Here is a 19,072-nt window from a genome sequence, read left to right as displayed (position 1 = left end):
AAAGGTTGCGTTTGAATCAATAAAAAAGCCCTTGATGATATCAAGGGCTTGATTGTGTAATGATTTGAGGTTGTTACCTAGTCATCATTTTTTTCAATTTCAAACGTTGCTACTCCAGAAGTAGGAGCAAAAGCATTGTTAGGGTTCTCTATGTAGTCAACGGTGAACTCCTCATCGTCATCCAGATCGTAAGTAGCGGTGCTATTTGGATTTGGTACGTAGATTAGGTTAGTAAAACCAGTGGCTAGTGTTGTACCAAACCTAAGAGCGCTTTCACAACCTAGATCGATAACCACACTTTGCATGTTGCCACCATTTGCAGGAAGCAGTTGTCTAGTGAAGGTACGCTGGGTCTCAGCAGGGCCTATAGTTATCTCAACATCACCTTCATTGAAGTTTTGATCTCCAAAGGTTGGTCCAGTCACGGTAACACCATTTTCAAATGAGTAACTACCCACAAGGTAGTCTTCAGGTACCGGACACACTTGGAATACTCTAACGACCACCTGGCTGTTATCATCTTCTACAACTACATCGTCACCATTTCCAACAAGGTCAATGATGATACCTCTAGGATCTACCTCTACATCCTCATCCACTCCATTGATCTCAATAAAGCCTGTGTACTCACCAGCTGGTACGGTAAAGGTATCCGGCAGGTCATAAGAGTCTTCAAGAGCATCAGAATCATCGTTGAGTGAGATGTTGAAAGTTCTATCCTGATCAGAAACGGTGCTAACATTTACTGGAATTCTTAGAGTTCCAGTTCCGTTTTCAACGATTCTTAGATCTTCTGATTCGTTGACAAAGCCTATAAGTGTCTGTCCGCCCTCAGCGTCAAAGACCCTTAGCTCGTCATCCTTGTCACAGCCTATTAGGCTTGTGATGGCTAGTGCGCCAAGTATTAGATATTTTTTCATTGTATTAATTTTATTTTAGGATTAGTAACCAGGGTTTTGTTGTTCTCTGATACCTGGGTTAGCATTAAATTCTGCGATTGGTAGAGGCAAAGTGAATTTAAAGCTGTCAGGCGATAAAGTACATGCACCATTGAATTCGCAGTCTAGAGGGTTTCTATCAACACCTCTGTTTGCTCTTTGTCCCAATCTTTTGATGTCTTTCCATCTGTGTCCTTCAAAAGCCAGTTCGATACGTCTTTGCTCAAGGATCACTTGATAAGCTTCTTCTGCATCGTCAAATTCTACATCAGCCTCAAATAGGTCAGCTCCGTCATCGTCAAAGTCATCAATCCTTGCATCAAGAAGATCTTCTATCAACTCTTCAGCATCGTCAAGCTCACCTTGAGCTACGTGTGCCTCAGCAGCGATAAACAACATCTCAGAAGATCTGAATACTTTGATGTCATTCATGAGTGGCTGTCCTTCTGATCCTCTATACTTGTTAACGATCAATTGGTCAGATTCACGGTAATCAAATCCTACATCAGGGAAATCTTCATCAATGAGAGAAGTTGCCTCATCGATGATCAATCCACGACGTACATCCTCACTAGTATCATCTTCATTGTTGACTAGGTTGAAAAGGTTACGATCCACCTCCATGTAAGGAGATCCACCACGACCAGGTCCACCAAAAGCATAGTTGGCTCCAACCCATCCACCAGCAAAAGCGCTACCAGTAGCACCTTGTTGATCATAAGGAGCGCCACCACCGTTAGCTCTTTCCAGCTTAAAGATGATTTCTTCATTGCTTGCGTCGGTAAAGATGCTAGGATAGTCATCTGAATCAGCAAGACCGTAGATGTCAAGAAGTTCAGTAGCTAGATCTTCAGCTTCTTCATAGTCACCTCTTTCATTAGCGATACGAGCTCTTAGGGCTTGTACCATATCTGTACTGATAAAGGTCGTACTAAATTCAGTTTGAAGATTCTCATCGGCATAATCAAGGTCAGACTCTATAAGACCAAATACTTCGCCGTTAGTACTTCTCAATAGTTGTACGTCAAGTTCAGGAACAAAGTCAATGAGCGGCACACCCAAGGCGCTGTCGTCCATCAAGTCAGTAGAGTAGAAGTTTAGCAACTGGAAGTAAGAGTAAGCTCTTAAAACTCTCAGTTGAGCGACTAGGTCATTATACCTGTCATCATCAAAATCTACGTCATCGTCATCATCATCATCGTCAGAATCATCATCGTCATCAGAACCACCTAATACAGTTTCTCTCAAGGTCTCTGCCTGTACGAGGGATCTGTTCACCTGATTGATCGTTCTATAGTTAGTGAGCCAGAATTCACTTGAGGCTGCACTTGCAGCATCAAGTTGAAAATCCAGTTCTTGATTCCACTGTCCACCCCATGAGAGTGCTCTTGTAATCTCATCGGTAAAGGCTGATGTCCAACCTATCTCTCCTGAGAGATCTAGCAAGGCATAAGTTGCGATAGTTACACTCTCTAAATCGTCAAGATTCAATACAGCGTTCTCAGCAGGTAGTTCTCCTGGCTGTATAATGTCAATGGCATCCTCACAACTTGCAGTAAGTACGGCAAGGCCTAGGAAACCTAATATTAATAATTTATAGTTTTTCATTTTGTTTTATAATTTTTAGATTCCTATTTCAACACCTAGTGAGATGATCTTTGGGGTAGGGTAACCTCTCGATCCGTTATCTCTTGCTTCTACATCAAATCCTCTCCACTTAGTGAAAGTCACAAGGTTTTCAGCATTAACAAAGATATTTAGACTATTCAAACCTGCTTTTTCAAGCATCTGAGGTTGGAAGTTATATCCTAATGATAAGAATCTCATTCTTAGGTAATCTGCTTCTCTCAAGTATCTGTCTGTATTATCCAGGTTAAGATTTGTAGCATTTAATGAAGGAATGTCAGTAATTCTGTTATCAGGTGTCCATGCACGCTCAAGGTCTCTAGATAAATTGAATTGACCTATGTCATCCTCATCCTGGAATCCAGCAAGGTCACCGTCAAATCTATCAACACCTACTACATAGTTGAATTGAGATTGAACATAAAATCCTTTGAAACTTGCGTTAAGACCAAATCCACCTTGAAATTCTGGAATGATGTTCTTGTCTAGGAATACACGGTCAGATTCAACATTAGGTGACTCCGTTAGATTTCCATCTGCGTCTAAGAAAAGAAGCTCACCATTCGCTGGATTTACACCTACTTGTCTTACTGCATAGTACTCAAACAATCTACCACCGTTCTGTCCAATACCAGGAATGAATCCAGCTTCAGAAGGAATGTCCTCCAATTCGGTTTTGTTGAAGTTACCGTTTACAAACACATCAAGTTCAAAGTCTCCATTTTCTTGACCTCTAATCACATCATAGTATAATTCAAAATCAAAACCTCTATTATACAGACTACCCGTGTTCGCACTCAAACCAAAAGTTCCTACTAACGCAGACGTTGGCGTGTTTTGGAACAGGGATTCAGTTTTCTTGATGTAACCATCGATAGAACCTCTCAATCTACTATCAAATATTTCAAAATCGATACCAACGTTTGCTTGAGCTACAGTTTCCCATTCTAGGAATGGATTCGCTATAACACCGGCTATACCACCTGGGGTGAATAGAGTAAGCGCTTGTTGTCCACCGTAAGTTGGTGCAGTTGCATAAAGGTCACGTGTAAGATTATTTCCTGAAAAATACCCAGGGCCTGTTATACGTTGATTACCAGACGTACCGTAAGATGCTCTTAATTTCAATGCATCAAATACGGAGTCATCCATAAAGTCTTCTTTACCAATGTTCCATCTACCAGAAATGGAGTAGAAGGTAGCGTAACGATTACTCTGTGCAAAACGGTAAGAGGCATCTCTACGATAGGCGAGACCTAAACCGTATTTGCTGTCATAATCGTAGTCAGCTGATCCAAAGTATGAAAATAAACCTGCATTCAATATGTTAGCATTTGCAATATCATCGTATAAACCAAGTCCTCTATCAAATCCTACGAAACCAGACCCATCACCAGGAGAGAAGGTTCTAGGATCCAATCCTTGCTGACGGAAACCAAATGTTCTAAGGTGCGCCTTAAAATATTCAGTAAATAGTCCAACATCTAGAGAGTGTTTACCCCACGTATTGTTGTAATTCAACGATGTAGTTTGATTAAATGTAAATTGTCTAGTAGTCTGCTGGTCTTGTGTACCAGGCAAATCTTCACCGGTTTCGGCAAAGAAAACAGAGTTAAAAGATGTAGGTCCTTCGCTTCTAGTCAATATAACATTTTGATAATCTGCACCAGAGACAGATCTAGCTGTCAAGTTTTTTGCAAATTCCCATGAAGCAGTGAATGAACCAATAAGCTTGATTTCTTCCTCTTTACGAGTATAAGTTTCTAGACGGTCTAGAAGGAACAATGGCGCGTTTCTCAAAAGAGGCGCTAGGCTACCACCTTCACCTGGTGTATAGTCAGAAACAAGTAAGTAAGGCAAACTAGAGTTTGCTCCTAGTAAGTAGTTTCTGTTAACCGCACCACTACCAATAGAGTTAGGCTCATCATTAGTTGAGTAGTTAGCAGTGAAATTAGAAGCGTAGTTAAACTTATCATTTTCACTTCTTCCAGTCATATTGTTTCTAAAGTTGAAACGCTGTAGACTTGACTGCACAAGAATACCATCCTGCTCAAAGTAACCTAAACTTGTGTATTGAGTAGTTTTCTTACCACCACTACTTAAGCTTACCGTATTATTTTTAGTAACACCAGTTCTAAAGAATACATCTAGCCAGTCCGTACTTTCTGCTGCATCAATCTCAGCATCCGTTAATGGTACACCACCTGTTGCTCTACCAGCACCACGACCTACGCCAAATTCTCTCTCAAGTCTCAAATATCCAGCAGCGTCATAAAGATTGTAGTCATTGTCAGGAAGAGTCGTGTATGATAAAATACTACTAGTTCTTATAGACAATGGTTGCTCAAATCCACCAGCTTTAGTTTTTATGATGATTACACCATTTGCACCACGGTTACCGTAGATTGCAGTAGCACCAGCATCTTTAAGTACAGATATCGAAGCAATATCCTGTGGGTTAAGAGATCTAAAGTTATCTTCATCAACAGGAGCACCATCTATAATAAATAATGGCTCTGTATTACCATTAATAGAGTTGACACCACGTATTTGAACCAAACTGTTAGCGCCAGGTTGACCACTACCAGTGGTAATGTTCAAACCAGCTACTTGACCACTTAAGGTTTGAACGAAAGAAGCGTTAGGCCTATTTTCAATCTTTTCAGCTGATATTGTTGTACTAGCTACATTACTACGAGGCGCTGTAGTAGTACGATATCCTGTTACTACTACAGCTTCAAGAGAAGCAGATAGGGTAACATTTATAGTTGTTTGATTGCCAACTGTTACATTCTTAGAATCGTATCCTGAGAATGAGAATGATAGCACATCTGTAGCGTTAGCCTGGATAGAATAGTTACCATCAAAATCAGTAGTAGTAGCGTTTGAGCTACCACGTACGAGAACAGTTGCGCCCAGTATGGGTTCGCCGCTCGCGTCAATTACCTTACCGGTAACTGTTTGCTGTGCAAAAGCTACTTGCACAACTAACACTAGAAATAGTGTTAAGATTCCATTTAATTTTGTTTTCATGTTTAGATTTATTTGAATTAGCCAACGCCAAAAGTGCCAAAAAACAGTTAATAAAACAACTTTTAAAAAATGTTTTTCAAGTTTATTTTAAGAATACTTAACAATCTGGTAACATTTCAAAATCTAACGAGAAGATTTATGTCAGCTATTGTGCTGGAAACCGCGTCTTTAGCGTCAACAAACCTGCCGTTGCTAGCTGATATTCTCAAAACACCAGCTTTTGTTAAAATTGCTAATCCTGCACCAATTGAGTATAAATATTGCGAATTTCTTGAGGTGAATTCATTAAATACACCTGCGTCGGCAATGGTGTGCAGGTAAATTTGATCATTCAATACATATCTAAGCTCACTTTGAGTGCTCAAGAAAGCAGACGTATCTATGCTATTCACATTAAAACCTCTGATAGATTGTTGACCACCTATTTGGGTGAGCTCGTTGAATTGCAGATTATCTGTTTCAAGGTAGAAACCATTCAGTCTATTCATAATAAAGAGCCTGGGACTTAGCTTAGATACTTTATTGATTTCCCCATGTATCATTAGTTGGTCATCCTTAACCAATTCACCATCCCTTGTCTGTATTGTGGCGGTGATGGTTGCATTGAGATTTATAGGTTGCAACAAGTTATTACGAGGTCTTACATAGTTACTTGATAGGCTCACGCCGTTCACATTGAAATCTTCATTACGATTCTCGCCGGCAATTGGTGTGGTAGCATTTGATGTCTTATTTAAATAGCTCAATCCTATGTTAATTTGTGGTGCAATAGGATACTTGGCTCCTATAGAGATGGTGCTATTCTGATAGGTTGAATCACGTCTGGTAATGTTAAGACGTCCATCTATTCCTATAGAAGAAAGTAGAACATAGGGTACTGTGGCAGCAAGATCAAGAATTGACTGATCACCATCTGCATTGCGATATTCAAAGGCGATAGATTCACCCAGATTAAAGTTGTTGAGAAGATTGGCCTGCAGGTATCCTGTAAGTTCCAGTCTATCCTCATCGTTGTTGTTAAATGCTATCAGCCCATCTGCTTGATTGCTTTTCACGCGTTCAAGGTATAAATAAAGCAGTGTGCTGTCTTTTTTAAATAACGCCTCGGGCTGTCTAGTAGTCTTTATATAAGGAGTGTTTTCTACTACATTCAATATTCTATTAATTGACTTAGGGTTGTACGCCGTTGTTTTGCGCAGCATTTTTTTCGTTAGACCCTTTGGATATCCTGGGTAGCCCTTGACTATAATTCTATTTAAAGTTCTAGCTTCATTTTTGTTCACATTAATAAAGGCAACCGCAGTATCTGTTTTGGATAGCAGATCGAGTTTTTCAAGACTTACCTTGGCAAATGGGTAACCTTCATCTTGCAATAATTTTTGTTCAAGGTTCAAATACTGTTTGAATTGTTCCAGAGAATTAAAATGTTTACGCTTTCGCGAAAGCTGACTCACCACCATCTCATCTGCATCTTTGTTTGATTCTTCTAGATAGATAGAGTAGAATCTTTTTTCTAAATAGATTCTCTGAGCAAAAACGTTACTGTCAACAACTCTAATATTGCTTCTATTCGAAGAGAAAAACCCTTTCTCTAGGTAGTCCTTATATATAGAGTCAGAAGATTCAAGGATTTCTTCATAGGAATTTTTCTTGATGACGATAGAAGTATTCGCCTCTGGTGAACTTGCTGATTTCAAAATCTCCAGTTTTAAGATGCTGGTTTGACCATTGACACTCAATAGTAATATAGATAGCATTATGAAGGTTAAGGAATGCCTCATGGTACGTTGTGAAAACTGTTGAGATGGCAACGCTCAAAATGAAGGAAATCTTGCATCAGGAAAAATATCTCGTAAAAACTTGAGAATGAGATTTGAATAAGCAAATAAGTTTTATACCTTTGCCGACCCTAAAATAGGGGATTAATTTATTAGCGTAAAACAATATGCCAACGATTTCACAATTAGTACGTAAAGGAAGATCCAAAATAACCAAGAAGAGTAAATCGGCTGCTCTAGATTCTTGTCCTCAACGTCGTGGAGTATGTACTCGTGTTTACACTACAACGCCTAAGAAGCCTAACTCAGCAATGAGAAAGGTCGCGCGTGTGAGACTTACCAATGGTAAGGAGGTAAATGCATACATCCCAGGAGAAGGACACAATCTACAAGAACACTCGATAGTATTGGTTAGAGGTGGTAGGGTTAAAGATTTACCAGGAGTTAGATATCACATCGTGCGTGGCGCGCTGGACACCGCTGGTGTTGCAGATCGTACACAACGTAGGTCTAAGTATGGTGCAAAACGCCCTAAGAAGTAAAATTTTTAAGAGTGCTCACTTTTTACGGTGAGTAAGCTTTAATAACAAACTCAAAGAGAAGAAATGAGAAAAAGACAGGCAAAAAAACGCCCGATCCTTCCAGATCCGCGTTTTAATGATCAATTAGTGACTCGCTTTGTCAACATGATGATGTTGCACGGTAAGAAGTCAGTAGCTTTTAAAATCTTTTATGATGCAATGGATATCGTAGAAGAGAAAAATCAAGATGAGGAGAAAAATTCCCTAGAGATATGGAAGGAAGCTCTTTCTAACGTGATGCCTCACGTAGAAGTACGCAGTCGCCGTGTTGGTGGTGCTACTTTTCAAATCCCAATGCAAATACGTCCAGATAGAAAGATTTCTACTGCTATGAAGTGGTTGATAAGCTATTCTAGAAAGCGTAATGAGAAGTCATTCTCACAAAAGCTTGCTGCAGAAGTTCTTGCCGCGGCTAAGGAAGAAGGTGCTGCGGTAAAGAAAAAGACAGATACCCACAAGATGGCAGAGGCGAACAAGGCATTCTCACACTTTAGATTCTAAAAAATGGCACAAAGAGATTTAAAATATACTAGAAATATTGGTATTGCTGCGCACATTGATGCTGGTAAAACCACTACTACAGAGCGTATTCTTTACTATACTGGTGTAAGTCACAAGATTGGTGAGGTGCACGATGGTGCTGCGACTATGGACTGGATGGAGCAAGAGCAGGAACGTGGTATCACCATTACATCTGCAGCTACAACATGTACTTGGAAGTTCCCGATGGAGAATGCAAAGCCATTACCTGAGACTAAGGACTACCACTTTAATATTATTGACACACCTGGTCACGTAGACTTTACCGTAGAGGTAAACAGATCATTACGTGTACTTGATGGTCTTGTATTCCTATTTAGTGCAGTTGATGGTGTAGAGCCACAGTCTGAGACTAACTGGAGACTTGCAGACAATTACAAGGTCCCACGTATAGGTTTTGTGAATAAAATGGACCGTCAAGGTTCAAACTTTCTTGCTGTTTGTCAGCAGGTGAAAGATATGTTGAAGTCAAATGCTGTGCCTATTGTACTTAATATAGGTGACGAGGCTGATTTCAAAGGAATTATTGACCTTGTTAAGAACCGTGCAATTGTATGGCATGATGAGACTCAAGGATCCACTTTTGATGTGATTGACATTCCTGAAGATATGAAGGCAGAAGCGAGAAAATATCGCGCACTGCTTATCGAGGAAGTAGCTGGATATGATGAGAATCTTCTTGAGAAATTCATGGAGGATGAGGACTCAATTACCGAGGACGAAGTGCATGCTGCACTGCGTGCTGCGGTTATGGACATGTCCATCATTCCTATGATTTGTGGATCTGCATTTAAAAATAAAGGTGTTCAGTTCCTACTAGATGCAGTATGTCGCTATTTGCCAGCTCCTACAGATAAAGAAGGTATTGTGGGTACTAATCCAGATACTGGAGAGCAAGAATTGCGCAAGCCAGATGTGAGTGCTCCTTTTGCAGCGCTAGCATTTAAGATTGCTACTGATCCTTTTGTGGGTCGTCTAGCATTCTTCCGTGCTTATTCTGGTCGATTGGACGCAGGTTCTTATATTTTGAACAATCGTTCAGGTAAGAAAGAGCGTATCTCTCGTATTTATCAGATGCACTCAAATAAGCAAAATGCTATCGATTTTATCGAGGCTGGAGATATTGGAGCTGCGGTAGGTTTTAAGGATATTAAGACTGGTGATACAATGACTGATGAAAAGAATCCAATTGTTCTTGAGAGCATGGATTTCCCTGATCCAGTAATTGGTATCGCAGTAGAGCCTAAGACAAAGGCAGATGTTGACAAAATGGGTATGGCTCTTGCAAAACTTGCAGAAGAGGATCCAACGTTCCAAGTAAGAACTGATGAGGCTTCTGGCCAGACGATCATTTCGGGAATGGGCGAACTACACCTTGATATTATTGTTGACCGTATGCGTCGTGAGTTCAAGGTAGAGTTGAACCAAGGTGCTCCACAAGTTGAATACAAAGAAGCTATTACAAGAGCCGCTGATCACCGTGAAACTTACAAAAAGCAATCGGGTGGACGTGGTAAATTTGGAGATATCGTCTTTACTATGGAGCCTGCTCATGAAAATGAAGAAGGAAAAGTAGAAGAAGGTCTTCAATTTGAAAACAAGATTAAAGGTGGTAACATTCCTAAGGAATTTATCCCTGCAATCGAGAAAGGTTTTAGAGAAGCAATGACCAATGGTCCACTAGCTGGATTTGAGATGGATAGTATGAGAATCACACTTAATGATGGTTCTTTTCACCCAGTAGATTCTGACGCATTATCATTTGAGCTTGCTGCAAAAATGGGATACAAGGCTGCATCTAAAGCTGCTGGTGCCGTCATCCTTGAACCTATTATGAAAGTAGAGGTTATCACTCCAGAAGAGAATATGGGTGATATCGTGGGTGATTTGAACAGACGTCGTGGTCAAGTTAATGATATGGGTGATAGAGCTGGAGCCAAGGTGGTTAAAGCTGAAGTTCCTCTTTCTGAAATGTTCGGATATGTTACAACGCTTAGGACATTGTCCTCAGGTCGTGCAACGTCAACTATGGAGTTTTCACACTATGCAGAAACACCTTCTAATATCAGTGAAGAAGTAATTGCTGCAACAAAAGGTAACAACTAATTTTCAAGAGATGAGTCAAAAAATCAGAATCAAGTTAAAGTCTTACGATTACATGCTGGTAGATAAATCTGCTGAAAAGATTGTTAAGACCGTTAAGAGTACAGGAGCTGTTGTTACGGGACCTATTCCTTTACCAACACACAAGAAGATCTTTACTGTACTGAGATCACCACACGTTAACAAGAAATCTCGTGAGCAATTTGAATTGAGCTCGTACAAGAGACTATTGGATATTTACAGTTCTTCTTCAAAAACGATAGATGCGTTGATGAAATTAGAACTACCTAGTGGTGTTGAAGTAGAGATTAAGGTGTAATTACCTTTATTACGGATAATGTATATCACGCTTTCGCGAAAGCGTAACAAATAGAATTAAATCAAATAATAAATTATGTCTGGGTTAATAGGAAAAAAGATTGGCATGACTAGCATTTATGACGAGAATGGAAAAAATCTTCCATGTACTGTCATTCAAGCTGGACCATGTGTCGTTACCCAAGTCAGAACTGAAGATACAGACGGTTATGCCGCGCTGCAACTAGGTTTCGATGACAAATCAGACAAGAATGCTTCAAAAGCTGCTCAAGGGCACTTTAAAAAAGCTGGTACTGCTGTCAAGAGAAAAGTTGCTGAGTTCAAGAGTTTTGATGAGGAGTACAAATTAGGTGATACCATCACTGTTGATATGTTTGCTGAAGGTGAATTTGTCGATGTGTCTGGTACATCAAAAGGTAAAGGATTTCAAGGTGTTGTTAAGCGTCACGGTTTTGGTGGTGTAGGTCAAGCGACCCACGGTCAACATAATCGTTTGAGAGCTCCTGGTTCTATCGGTGCTGCGTCATATCCTGCGAGAGTATTCAAAGGAATGCGCATGGCGGGCCAGATGGGTAATGAAAAAGTAAAAGTTCAAAATTTAAGAGTGCTCAAGGTTGTACCTGAGCAAAATATACTTGTAGTTAAGGGAGCAATTCCAGGACACAAGAACTCTTATGTAATCGTTCAGAAATAATGAAGGTAGCAGTATTAGACATCAAAGGAAAAGAAACAGGACGTCAGGTAGAATTGTCTGACGATGTTTTTGGAATAGAGCCTAGTGAGCATGCCATCTATCTGGATGTAAAGCAATACCTAGCAAATCAACGACAAGGAACGCACAAAGCAAAGCAGCGTGCAGAGATTGTTGGTAGTACAAGAAAGATCAAGAAACAAAAAGGTACGGGTACAGCTCGTGCTGGTTCTATAAAGTCTCCAGTATTTAGAGGTGGTGGTAGAATCTTTGGTCCAGTACCACGTGATTATCGTTTTAAACTCAACAAGGCTCAGAAAAGATTGGCGCGTAAAAGTGCTTTAAGTCAAAAGGCTTCTGAAGGAGCTTTGCACGTAGTGGAGGACTTCAATTTTGAGGCTCCTAAAACAAAGAATTTCATTCAGGTTTTAAGCGATTTAGGACTTAATGATAAAAAAACATTGTTTGTGTTGGGTGGATCAAATAATAATGTATATTTGTCTTCGCGAAATTTGAAGGGTACTGATGTTGTAACTCACTCAGAATTAAGCACTTACAAGATATTACATGCTAATAATGTTGTGATGCTAGAAGGTTCACTCGACGGAATTCAGCAAAATCTAAGTAAATAAGTCATGAGCATTTTAATTAAACCAATAATTACCGAGAAAGCAACGAGCGATAGTGAGTTGTTGAATAGATATGGTTTTGAAGTGTCTCCTAAGGCAAACAAAGTACAGATCAAAAAAGAAGTAGAAGAGGTTTACGGCGTGACGGTTCTTAAAGTTAGAACCATGAATACTCGCATTAATCGTAAATCAAAGTACACTAAATCAGGAATGCAAGTTGGTAAAACAGCGGCTCGTAAAAAAGCGTTTGTACAACTTAAGGACGGTGATAGTATCGACCTTTATAGCAATCTATAATTAAGACAATAATGTCAGTAAGAAAATTAAAACCAGTAACTCCCGGGCAGCGTTTTAGAGTAGTAAATGGCTATGATGCCATTACTACTGATAAGCCTGAGAAGAGCCTTTTGGCTCCTAAGAAACGCTCTGGAGGTCGTAACGCGACGGGTCGTATGACTATGCGTTACAAAGGTGGTGGACACAAACGTCGCTACCGCATCATAGACTTTAAGCGTGATAAGCAAGGTGTGCCGGCAACGGTATCTACCATTGAGTACGATCCTAATCGTACCGCTTTCATCGCATTGGTCAATTACCAGGATGGTGAGAAGCGTTATGTTATCGCACAGAACGGTCTGCAGGTAGGACAGAATATCGTTTCGAACGATAGCACAGCTCCTGAAGTAGGTAATGCTATGAAACTTGCTAATATTCCTTTAGGGTCTATTATTAGTTGTATTGAGTTACGTCCGGGTCAAGGTGCCGTTATTGCGCGCAGTGCTGGTTCTTTTGCTCAACTGATGGCGAGGGATGGTAAGTATGCAACTATAAAGATGCCATCTGGAGAAACTAGGTTGATTTTACAAGAATGTTTAGCAACGATCGGTGCAATTAGTAATAGTGATCATCAACTTGTTGTTGGTGGTAAAGCTGGTCGCAGTAGATGGTTAGGTCGTCGTCCACGTACAAGACCTGTAGCGATGAATCCTGTTGATCACCCAATGGGTGGTGGTGAAGGTCGTGCATCAGGTGGACACCCAAGATCACGTAATGGTATACCTGCAAAAGGTTTCAGAACGAGAGATCTTAACAAGGCTAGTACTCAATATATTTTAGAACGTAGAAAGAAATAAATTATGGCTCGTTCATTAAAAAAAGGACCTTATGTATTTCATAAGTTGGAATCTAAGGTGGCTCAAAATGTTGAGTCAGGTAAGAAAACGGTAATAAAAACATGGTCTCGTGCATCTATGATTACGCCAGATTTTGTTGGTCAGACGATTGCAGTTCATAATGGACGACAATTCGTTCCTGTATATGTAACTGAAAACATGGTAGGTCATAAACTTGGTGAATTTTCACCAACTAGATCTTATCGTGGACATGCAGCCGCTAAAAATAAAGGAAAGAAATAAGCTATGGGAGTTCGTAAGAAACAATCAGCAGAACGCTTGAAGGAAGAGAGAAGAAACATAGCTTTTGCTAAGTTGAATAATTGTCCTACATCTCCTCGCAAGATGAGATTAGTTGCCGATGTTATTCGCGGTAAAAAAGTAGAAGATGCTTTGAACATCCTTAAATTCTCTTCTAAGGAAGCAGCGAGAAGATTAGATAAACTTGTACTTAGTGCAGTAGCTAACTGGCAGGCAAAAAATGAAGAAGGAGATGTTGCAGATGCTGGTTTATTTATTAAAGAAATTAGAGTAGACGGTGGTACAATGTTGAAGAGGTTGCGTCCAGCACCTCAAGGACGTGCGCACCGTATTAGAAAAAGATCAAATCACGTTACTCTTGTTTTAGGAGAGTCTAACCAACAGAATAGCTAATTAGAATATGGGACAAAAGACAAATCCAATAGGAAATCGATTAGGTATTATCAGAGGTTGGGAATCTAACTGGTACGGTGGTAACGACTATGGTGATAAACTTGCCGAGGATGATAAGATACGCAGATATATTCATGCACGTCTTTCCAAGGCTAGTGTTTCCAGAGTCATCATTGAACGTACTCTTAAACTCGTAACTATTACTATTACTACCGCAAGACCAGGTATTATTATTGGTAAAGGTGGTCAAGAAGTAGATAGACTTAAAGAAGAGCTCAAAAAAATTACGAGTAAAGATGTTCAGATCAATATTCATGAGATCAAACGTCCGGAACTTGATGCTCACCTAGTTGGTGCTAGTGTTGCGCGTCAGATTGAGAATCGTATATCTTACAGACGTGCGATCAAGATGGCCATCGCCGCTGCGATGCGAATGAATGCAGAAGGAATCAAAATCCAAATTTCTGGTAGATTGAATGGTGCTGAGATGGCAAGATCTGAATCTTACAAAGATGGAAGAATTCCTCTTTCAACTTTTAGAGCAGATATTGATTATGCATTGGTAGAGGCTCATACTACCTATGGTAGAATTGGCGTGAAAGTTTGGATAATGAAAGGTGAGGTTTATGGTAAAAGAGAATTGTCTCCTTTAGCTGGACTTGCAAAGAGTAAAGGTAAACAAAGTGGCGCTCCATCAAGAGGTGGTAATAGACGTCGTAGAAAATAATAGCTAGTAATGTTACAACCTAGAAAAACTAAATTTAGAAAGCAGCAAAAGGGTCGCATGAAAGGTGATTCTGGTAGAGGTAATCAGCTAGCTTACGGAACTTTTGGAATCAAATCATTGGATTCTGAGTTTATTAATTCACGTCAGATCGAGGCGGCTCGTATTGCTGCTACTCGTTTCATGAAGCGTGAAGGCTCATTGTGGATCAAAATATTTCCAGACAAACCTATTACTAAGAAGCCACTTGAAGTACGTATGGGTAAAGGTAAAGGTGCTGTGGAATATTGGGCAGCTGTAGTTAAGCCGGGTAGAATATTGTTTGAAGTTTCTGGTGTGCCTTTGGCGACCGCTCAAGAAGCTTTGCGTCTAGCAGCTCAAAAACTACCAGTTAAAACAAAATTCATTGTCGCACGCGACTATCAAGAGTAAGAAGCTATGAAACAATCAGAAGTAAAGGGTTACTCTCAAGCAGAACTGTCAGATAAGTTGGCAGAGTCTCAAAGAGCTTATACAGATCTTAAAAGAACACACGTTGTGTCGCCACTTGAGAATCCTTCACAAATAACAAAGTTGAGAAAGACTATTGCTCGTTTGAAAACAGCGATCAATAATTCATAATAGGTATTATCATGGAGGAAAGAAATTTAAGAAAAGAGCGTATCGGCGTGGTAAGAAGTAACAAGATGGATAAAAGCATCGTTGTTGCTGAAGTTAAGCGTCAAAAGCACCCTATGTACGGTAAGTTCGTTTTGAACACTAAAAAGTACGTAGCTCATGATGAGAAAAATGACTGCAATGAGGGTGATACCGTACGCATCATGGAGACTCGTCCGTTGAGTAAAACTAAGAATTGGAGATTAGTAGAAATTTTAGAAAGAGCTAAGTAATGGTACAACAGGAATCAAGATTAAAAGTTGCTGATAATACTGGTGCCAAAGAAGTTCTTTGCATCCGTGTGTTAGGTGGTACTAAACGTCGTTATGCTTCAGTTGGAGATAAGATTGTTGTTTCTGTTAAGGAGGTAACTCCTAACGGAAACATTAAAAAAGGAGCTGTGTCAACCGCTGTAGTTGTTCGTACTCGTAAAGAAGTACGTCGTGCTGATGGTTCTTATATTAGATTTGATGATAATGCTTGTGTTTTATTGAATCCTACATCTGATATGAGAGGTACCCGTGTTTTTGGGCCAGTAGCTCGTGAGCTGCGTGATAAGCAATTCATGAAAATAGTTTCATTAGCACCTGAGGTGCTGTAGAAAAAGTTATGGGAAAGTATAAAATCAAATCTGGAGATACTGTGAGAGTTATTGCTGGTGCCAATAAAGGTGCTGAGGGTAAGGTTCAGAAAATTATCACAGATAAATCTAAAGCGATAGTTGAAGGTGTTAATCTTGTTTCTAAACATGAGAAGCCTAGTGCAACTAATCCACAAGGAGGAATTAAAGAGAAAGAGGCTGCATTGCATATCTCAAATCTTGCTCTAATTGATGGCAATGGTAAATCTACTCGTGTAGGTTATGACATCAACGATGGCAAGAAAGTGCGTGTCGCAAGATCTACTAAAGAAACAATATAGTCATGTCGTATATACCAAGACTAAAGACGGAATATAAAGAACGAGTAATGGATTCATTAAAGGATGAATTCGGTTATTCTAATGTAATGGAAATACCAAAGCTTGAGAAAATAGTCTTGAGTCGAGGTGTTGGTGCTGCTGTTGCTGATAAGAAGTTGATTGATTATGCAATCGAAGAGCTTACAGCAATCACTGGTCAAAAAGCCGTGGCAACGATGTCCAAAAAGGACGTTGCTTCATTTAAGCTACGTAAGGGTATGCCTATCGGCGCTAAGGTTACATTGAGAGGTGAAAGAATGTATGAATTTCTTGATCGTCTAGTAACTGTCGCCTTACCTCGCGTACGTGATTTTCAAGGTATTAAGGCTACTGGTTTTGATGGTAGAGGAAATTACAACTTAGGTATTGTAGAGCAAATTATTTTTCCTGAGATAAACATCGATAAGGTCAATAAGATATCGGGAATGGATATTACGTTCGTAACCAATGCTGAAACAGATAAAGAGGCTAAGTCCTTGTTAACGGAACTTGGTTTACCATTTAAAAAGAATTAGGAATGGCAAAAGAATCAATGAAAGCGCGTGAGCGCAAAAGAGAGGCACTTGTAGAAAAGTATGCTGAAAAGCGCAAAGCTTTGAAAGAAGCTGGTGACTATGAAGCACTTCAGAAGCTTCCTAAGAATGCTAGTCCAGTTAGAAGACATAATAGATGTAAACTTACTGGCCGTCCTAAAGGTTACATGCGTCAGTTTGGAATATCACGTGTGATGTTCAGACAAATGGCTAATCAAGGTTTAATACCAGGTGTTAAAAAAGCTAGTTGGTAATCCTAACGGCGACAAAGAATAGATTATGAATACAGATCCAATAGCAGATTATTTAACAAGAATACGCAACGCTGTGCGTGCTAATCACCGCGTCGTTGAGATTCCTGCAAGTAAGGTTAAGAAAGAAATCACAAAGATTCTTTTTGATCAAGGTTACATTCTTAGCTATAAATTTGTTGATAGTTCTGCACAGGACATCATCAAGATTGCTTTGAAATATGACCGCGATACTAAGGAGTCAGTAATAAAAGATATTCAAAGACTATCAAAGCCAGGTTTGAGAAAGTACGCTGGATCAAAGGAGCTACCACGTATTTTGAACGGTTTGGGTATAGCTATAATATCTACATCTCGTGGTGTTATGACTGACAAGCAAGCTCGTTCTGAGAATGTAGGTGGTGAGGTCTTATGTTACGTATATTAAAAATTAAGAAATGTCTAGAATAGGAAATAATCCGGTATCAATTCCTTCAGGAGTTAAGGTAAATGTTACCGATTCAGAAATCAAGGTAGAAGGTAAGTTGGGAACACTTACACAATCTTACTCAGATGTTTCTATCGAGGTAGAGGAAGATCAATTAGTTGTTACTCGTCCATCTGATTCTAAAGATCACAGAGCCAAGCATGGTCTTTATAGATCATTGCTTCAGAACATGGTTCTAGGAGTGTCAGAAGGATGGACTAAGCAGTTAGAGCTTGTTGGGGTAGGATACCGTGCCTCAAACCAAGGTCAAAAATTAGATTTGGCATTAGGGTTTTCTCATAACATCGTTTTAGATATTGCGCCTGAAGTAAAGGTGGAAACGATAAGCGAAAAAGGAAAAAACCCAGTTGTTAAGTTAACTTCATTTGACAAGCAGCTTGTTGGACAAGTCGCTGCAAAGATTAGAGGCTTCCGCAAGCCAGAACCTTACAAAGGAAAAGGTGTGAAGTTTGTCGGTGAGATATTAAGAAGAAAAGCTGGTAAATCAGCATAATTATAAGTTATGGCATTTTCAAAGTCCGCAAGAAGAAATAAAGTACGTCGTAGAATCAGAAAAGTCGTTTCTGGTACATCTGCAAGACCAAGACTTTCGGTTTATAGAAGTAATAAAGAGATTTACGTTCAGGTAATTAATGATATTGATGGTGTTACTATCGCTTCAGCTAGTTCAAGAGAGTTGAAGTCAGATGCTCCTAAGAAGGAAGTCTCAAAACTAGTAGGTCAAAAGGTGGCTGAAAAAGCTATCGCTGCTGGCGTTACTGAGGTATCTTTTGATCGTGGTGGTTATTTGTATCATGGTAGAGTATCTTCTTTAGCTGAAGGAGCTCGTGAAGGAGGCTTGAAATTTTAATAAGAAATAATACAGACAATGTATCAAAAGTATAAAAACGTAGAAACTGTTAAGCCAGGTGGACTTGATCTTAAAGATCGTCTTGTAGGTGTACAACGTGTTACTAAGGTTACTAAAGGTGGTCGTGCATTTGGATTCTCTGCAATAGTAGTTGTAGGTGATGAGAATGGTGTAGTAGGTCATGGTTTAGGTAAGTCCAAAGAAGTCTCTGAGGCAATTTCTAAGGCCGTGGAAGATGCTAAGAAGAATCTAGTACGCATACCGCTACAAAAAGGAAGTATACCACACGAGCAAAAAGGTAAATTTGGTGGTGCCAGAGTACTATTGCTGCCTGCATCTGCTGGTACAGGAGTTATTGCTGGTGGACCAATTCGCGCGGTGCTTGAAGCTGTAGGAGTGCATGACGTACTGTCAAAAAACCAAGGTTCTTCAAATCCACATAATGTGGTAAAGGCTACATTTGATGCGTTATTGCAATTGAGAAATGCAGCTACCGTAGCAAAACAACGTGGAGTTTCTATTGACAAAGTATTTAACGGATAATCAA

The 19,072-nt window shown here is 39.8% G+C and carries 26 protein-coding genes; 22 read left to right on the top strand and 4 right to left on the bottom strand.

What is annotated here, in order from left to right:
* Nucleotides 1-77: 77 nt before the first annotated feature.
* The 4 genes from EJ995_RS12515 to EJ995_RS12500 all read right to left on the bottom strand — a co-directional run bounded on the left by EJ995_RS12515 (nt 78) and on the right by EJ995_RS12500 (nt 7,354).
* On the bottom strand, nt 78-920 hold the full coding sequence (locus tag EJ995_RS12515; RefSeq protein ID WP_126448720.1) for a hypothetical protein: 843 nt from the start codon (nt 918-920) through the stop codon (nt 78-80).
* A gap of 21 nt (nt 921-941) precedes the next feature.
* Nucleotides 942-2,546 carry a RagB/SusD family nutrient uptake outer membrane protein gene (locus EJ995_RS12510; protein ID WP_126448719.1) on the bottom strand — a complete coding sequence of 535 codons (1,605 nt, stop codon included), beginning with the start codon at nt 2,544-2,546 and terminating at the stop codon, nt 942-944.
* A 15-nt stretch (nt 2,547-2,561) separates the two neighbouring features.
* Nucleotides 2,562-5,597, bottom strand: coding sequence for a SusC/RagA family TonB-linked outer membrane protein (locus tag EJ995_RS12505; protein ID WP_126448718.1), 3,036 nt, complete (start codon nt 5,595-5,597; stop codon nt 2,562-2,564).
* 116 nt (nt 5,598-5,713) lie between these two features.
* Nucleotides 5,714-7,354: a BamA/TamA family outer membrane protein gene (locus tag EJ995_RS12500; protein WP_164549919.1), complete on the bottom strand. Its 1,641-nt coding sequence runs from the start codon at nt 7,352-7,354 to the stop codon at nt 5,714-5,716.
* A 188-nt stretch (nt 7,355-7,542) separates the two neighbouring features.
* Between EJ995_RS12500 and rpsL the strand changes: the two genes are divergently transcribed.
* The 22 genes from rpsL to rpsE all read left to right on the top strand — a co-directional run bounded on the left by rpsL (nt 7,543) and on the right by rpsE (nt 19,068).
* Nucleotides 7,543-7,917 carry a 30S ribosomal protein S12 gene (gene rpsL, locus EJ995_RS12495; protein WP_055412060.1) on the top strand — a complete coding sequence of 125 codons (375 nt, stop codon included), beginning with the start codon at nt 7,543-7,545 and terminating at the stop codon, nt 7,915-7,917.
* Nucleotides 7,918-7,980: 63 nt separating this feature from the next.
* On the top strand, nt 7,981-8,457 hold the full coding sequence (rpsG, locus tag EJ995_RS12490) for a 30S ribosomal protein S7 (RefSeq protein WP_126448716.1): 477 nt from the start codon (nt 7,981-7,983) through the stop codon (nt 8,455-8,457).
* Nucleotides 8,458-8,460: 3 nt separating this feature from the next.
* Nucleotides 8,461-10,602, top strand: a complete 2,142-nt coding sequence (fusA, locus tag EJ995_RS12485) for an elongation factor G (RefSeq protein ID WP_126448715.1) — start codon at nt 8,461-8,463, stop codon at nt 10,600-10,602.
* Between the two features lie 10 nt (nt 10,603-10,612).
* A complete protein-coding gene (rpsJ, locus tag EJ995_RS12480; protein ID WP_041494987.1) occupies nt 10,613-10,918 on the top strand; it encodes a 30S ribosomal protein S10 in 306 nt (101 codons plus the stop codon).
* A gap of 75 nt (nt 10,919-10,993) precedes the next feature.
* Nucleotides 10,994-11,611, top strand: coding sequence for a 50S ribosomal protein L3 (gene rplC, locus EJ995_RS12475; RefSeq protein WP_126448714.1), 618 nt, complete (start codon nt 10,994-10,996; stop codon nt 11,609-11,611).
* On the top strand, nt 11,611-12,240 hold the full coding sequence (gene rplD / locus EJ995_RS12470) for a 50S ribosomal protein L4 (protein WP_126448713.1): 630 nt from the start codon (nt 11,611-11,613) through the stop codon (nt 12,238-12,240). The genes rplC and rplD overlap by 1 nt, the downstream gene beginning before the upstream one ends.
* A gap of 3 nt (nt 12,241-12,243) precedes the next feature.
* Entirely contained in the window at nt 12,244-12,534 is a 291-nt protein-coding gene (gene rplW / locus EJ995_RS12465) for a 50S ribosomal protein L23 (RefSeq protein ID WP_126448712.1), read from the top strand.
* An 11-nt stretch (nt 12,535-12,545) separates the two neighbouring features.
* Nucleotides 12,546-13,370, top strand: a complete 825-nt coding sequence (gene rplB / locus EJ995_RS12460; RefSeq protein ID WP_126448711.1) for a 50S ribosomal protein L2 — start codon at nt 12,546-12,548, stop codon at nt 13,368-13,370.
* A 3-nt stretch (nt 13,371-13,373) separates the two neighbouring features.
* Nucleotides 13,374-13,652, top strand: coding sequence for a 30S ribosomal protein S19 (gene rpsS / locus EJ995_RS12455; protein ID WP_041494981.1), 279 nt, complete (start codon nt 13,374-13,376; stop codon nt 13,650-13,652).
* Between the two features lie 3 nt (nt 13,653-13,655).
* Nucleotides 13,656-14,063 (top strand): 50S ribosomal protein L22, encoded by a 408-nt coding sequence (gene rplV, locus EJ995_RS12450; protein WP_126448710.1) that lies wholly within the window; start codon nt 13,656-13,658, stop codon nt 14,061-14,063.
* Between the two features lie 7 nt (nt 14,064-14,070).
* Nucleotides 14,071-14,790 (top strand): 30S ribosomal protein S3, encoded by a 720-nt coding sequence (gene rpsC, locus EJ995_RS12445; protein WP_126448709.1) that lies wholly within the window; start codon nt 14,071-14,073, stop codon nt 14,788-14,790.
* Nucleotides 14,791-14,799: 9 nt separating this feature from the next.
* Nucleotides 14,800-15,219, top strand: coding sequence for a 50S ribosomal protein L16 (gene rplP, locus EJ995_RS12440; RefSeq protein WP_090754397.1), 420 nt, complete (start codon nt 14,800-14,802; stop codon nt 15,217-15,219).
* 6 nt (nt 15,220-15,225) lie between these two features.
* Nucleotides 15,226-15,408, top strand: a complete 183-nt coding sequence (gene rpmC / locus EJ995_RS12435; protein WP_126448708.1) for a 50S ribosomal protein L29 — start codon at nt 15,226-15,228, stop codon at nt 15,406-15,408.
* A gap of 11 nt (nt 15,409-15,419) precedes the next feature.
* Nucleotides 15,420-15,677 carry a 30S ribosomal protein S17 gene (rpsQ, locus tag EJ995_RS12430; protein ID WP_126448707.1) on the top strand — a complete coding sequence of 86 codons (258 nt, stop codon included), beginning with the start codon at nt 15,420-15,422 and terminating at the stop codon, nt 15,675-15,677.
* The gene (gene rplN / locus EJ995_RS12425; protein WP_126448706.1) at nt 15,677-16,045 is read left to right on the top strand and encodes a 50S ribosomal protein L14; all 369 of its coding nucleotides are present in this window, start codon (nt 15,677-15,679) and stop codon (nt 16,043-16,045) included. The genes rpsQ and rplN overlap by 1 nt, the downstream gene beginning before the upstream one ends.
* Nucleotides 16,046-16,053: 8 nt before the next feature.
* Nucleotides 16,054-16,365 (top strand): 50S ribosomal protein L24, encoded by a 312-nt coding sequence (gene rplX, locus EJ995_RS12420; protein ID WP_126448705.1) that lies wholly within the window; start codon nt 16,054-16,056, stop codon nt 16,363-16,365.
* Nucleotides 16,366-16,367: 2 nt separating this feature from the next.
* Nucleotides 16,368-16,919 carry a 50S ribosomal protein L5 gene (rplE, locus tag EJ995_RS12415; protein WP_126448704.1) on the top strand — a complete coding sequence of 184 codons (552 nt, stop codon included), beginning with the start codon at nt 16,368-16,370 and terminating at the stop codon, nt 16,917-16,919.
* Nucleotides 16,920-16,921: 2 nt separating this feature from the next.
* Nucleotides 16,922-17,191: a 30S ribosomal protein S14 gene (gene rpsN, locus EJ995_RS12410; RefSeq protein WP_126448703.1), complete on the top strand. Its 270-nt coding sequence runs from the start codon at nt 16,922-16,924 to the stop codon at nt 17,189-17,191.
* A 25-nt stretch (nt 17,192-17,216) separates the two neighbouring features.
* Nucleotides 17,217-17,615 (top strand): 30S ribosomal protein S8, encoded by a 399-nt coding sequence (gene rpsH / locus EJ995_RS12405; protein WP_126448702.1) that lies wholly within the window; start codon nt 17,217-17,219, stop codon nt 17,613-17,615.
* A 10-nt stretch (nt 17,616-17,625) separates the two neighbouring features.
* Nucleotides 17,626-18,168: a 50S ribosomal protein L6 gene (rplF, locus tag EJ995_RS12400; protein WP_126448701.1), complete on the top strand. Its 543-nt coding sequence runs from the start codon at nt 17,626-17,628 to the stop codon at nt 18,166-18,168.
* 9 nt (nt 18,169-18,177) lie between these two features.
* Nucleotides 18,178-18,525: a 50S ribosomal protein L18 gene (rplR, locus tag EJ995_RS12395; protein WP_126448700.1), complete on the top strand. Its 348-nt coding sequence runs from the start codon at nt 18,178-18,180 to the stop codon at nt 18,523-18,525.
* Nucleotides 18,526-18,543: 18 nt separating this feature from the next.
* Nucleotides 18,544-19,068, top strand: coding sequence for a 30S ribosomal protein S5 (gene rpsE / locus EJ995_RS12390; protein ID WP_126448699.1), 525 nt, complete (start codon nt 18,544-18,546; stop codon nt 19,066-19,068).
* Nucleotides 19,069-19,072 lie beyond the last annotated feature (4 nt).

The organism is Nonlabens ponticola, from assembly GCF_003966335.1.
Taxonomy (GTDB): domain Bacteria; phylum Bacteroidota; class Bacteroidia; order Flavobacteriales; family Flavobacteriaceae; genus Nonlabens; species Nonlabens ponticola.
This window is presented reverse-complemented; position numbering and strand designations above follow the sequence as displayed.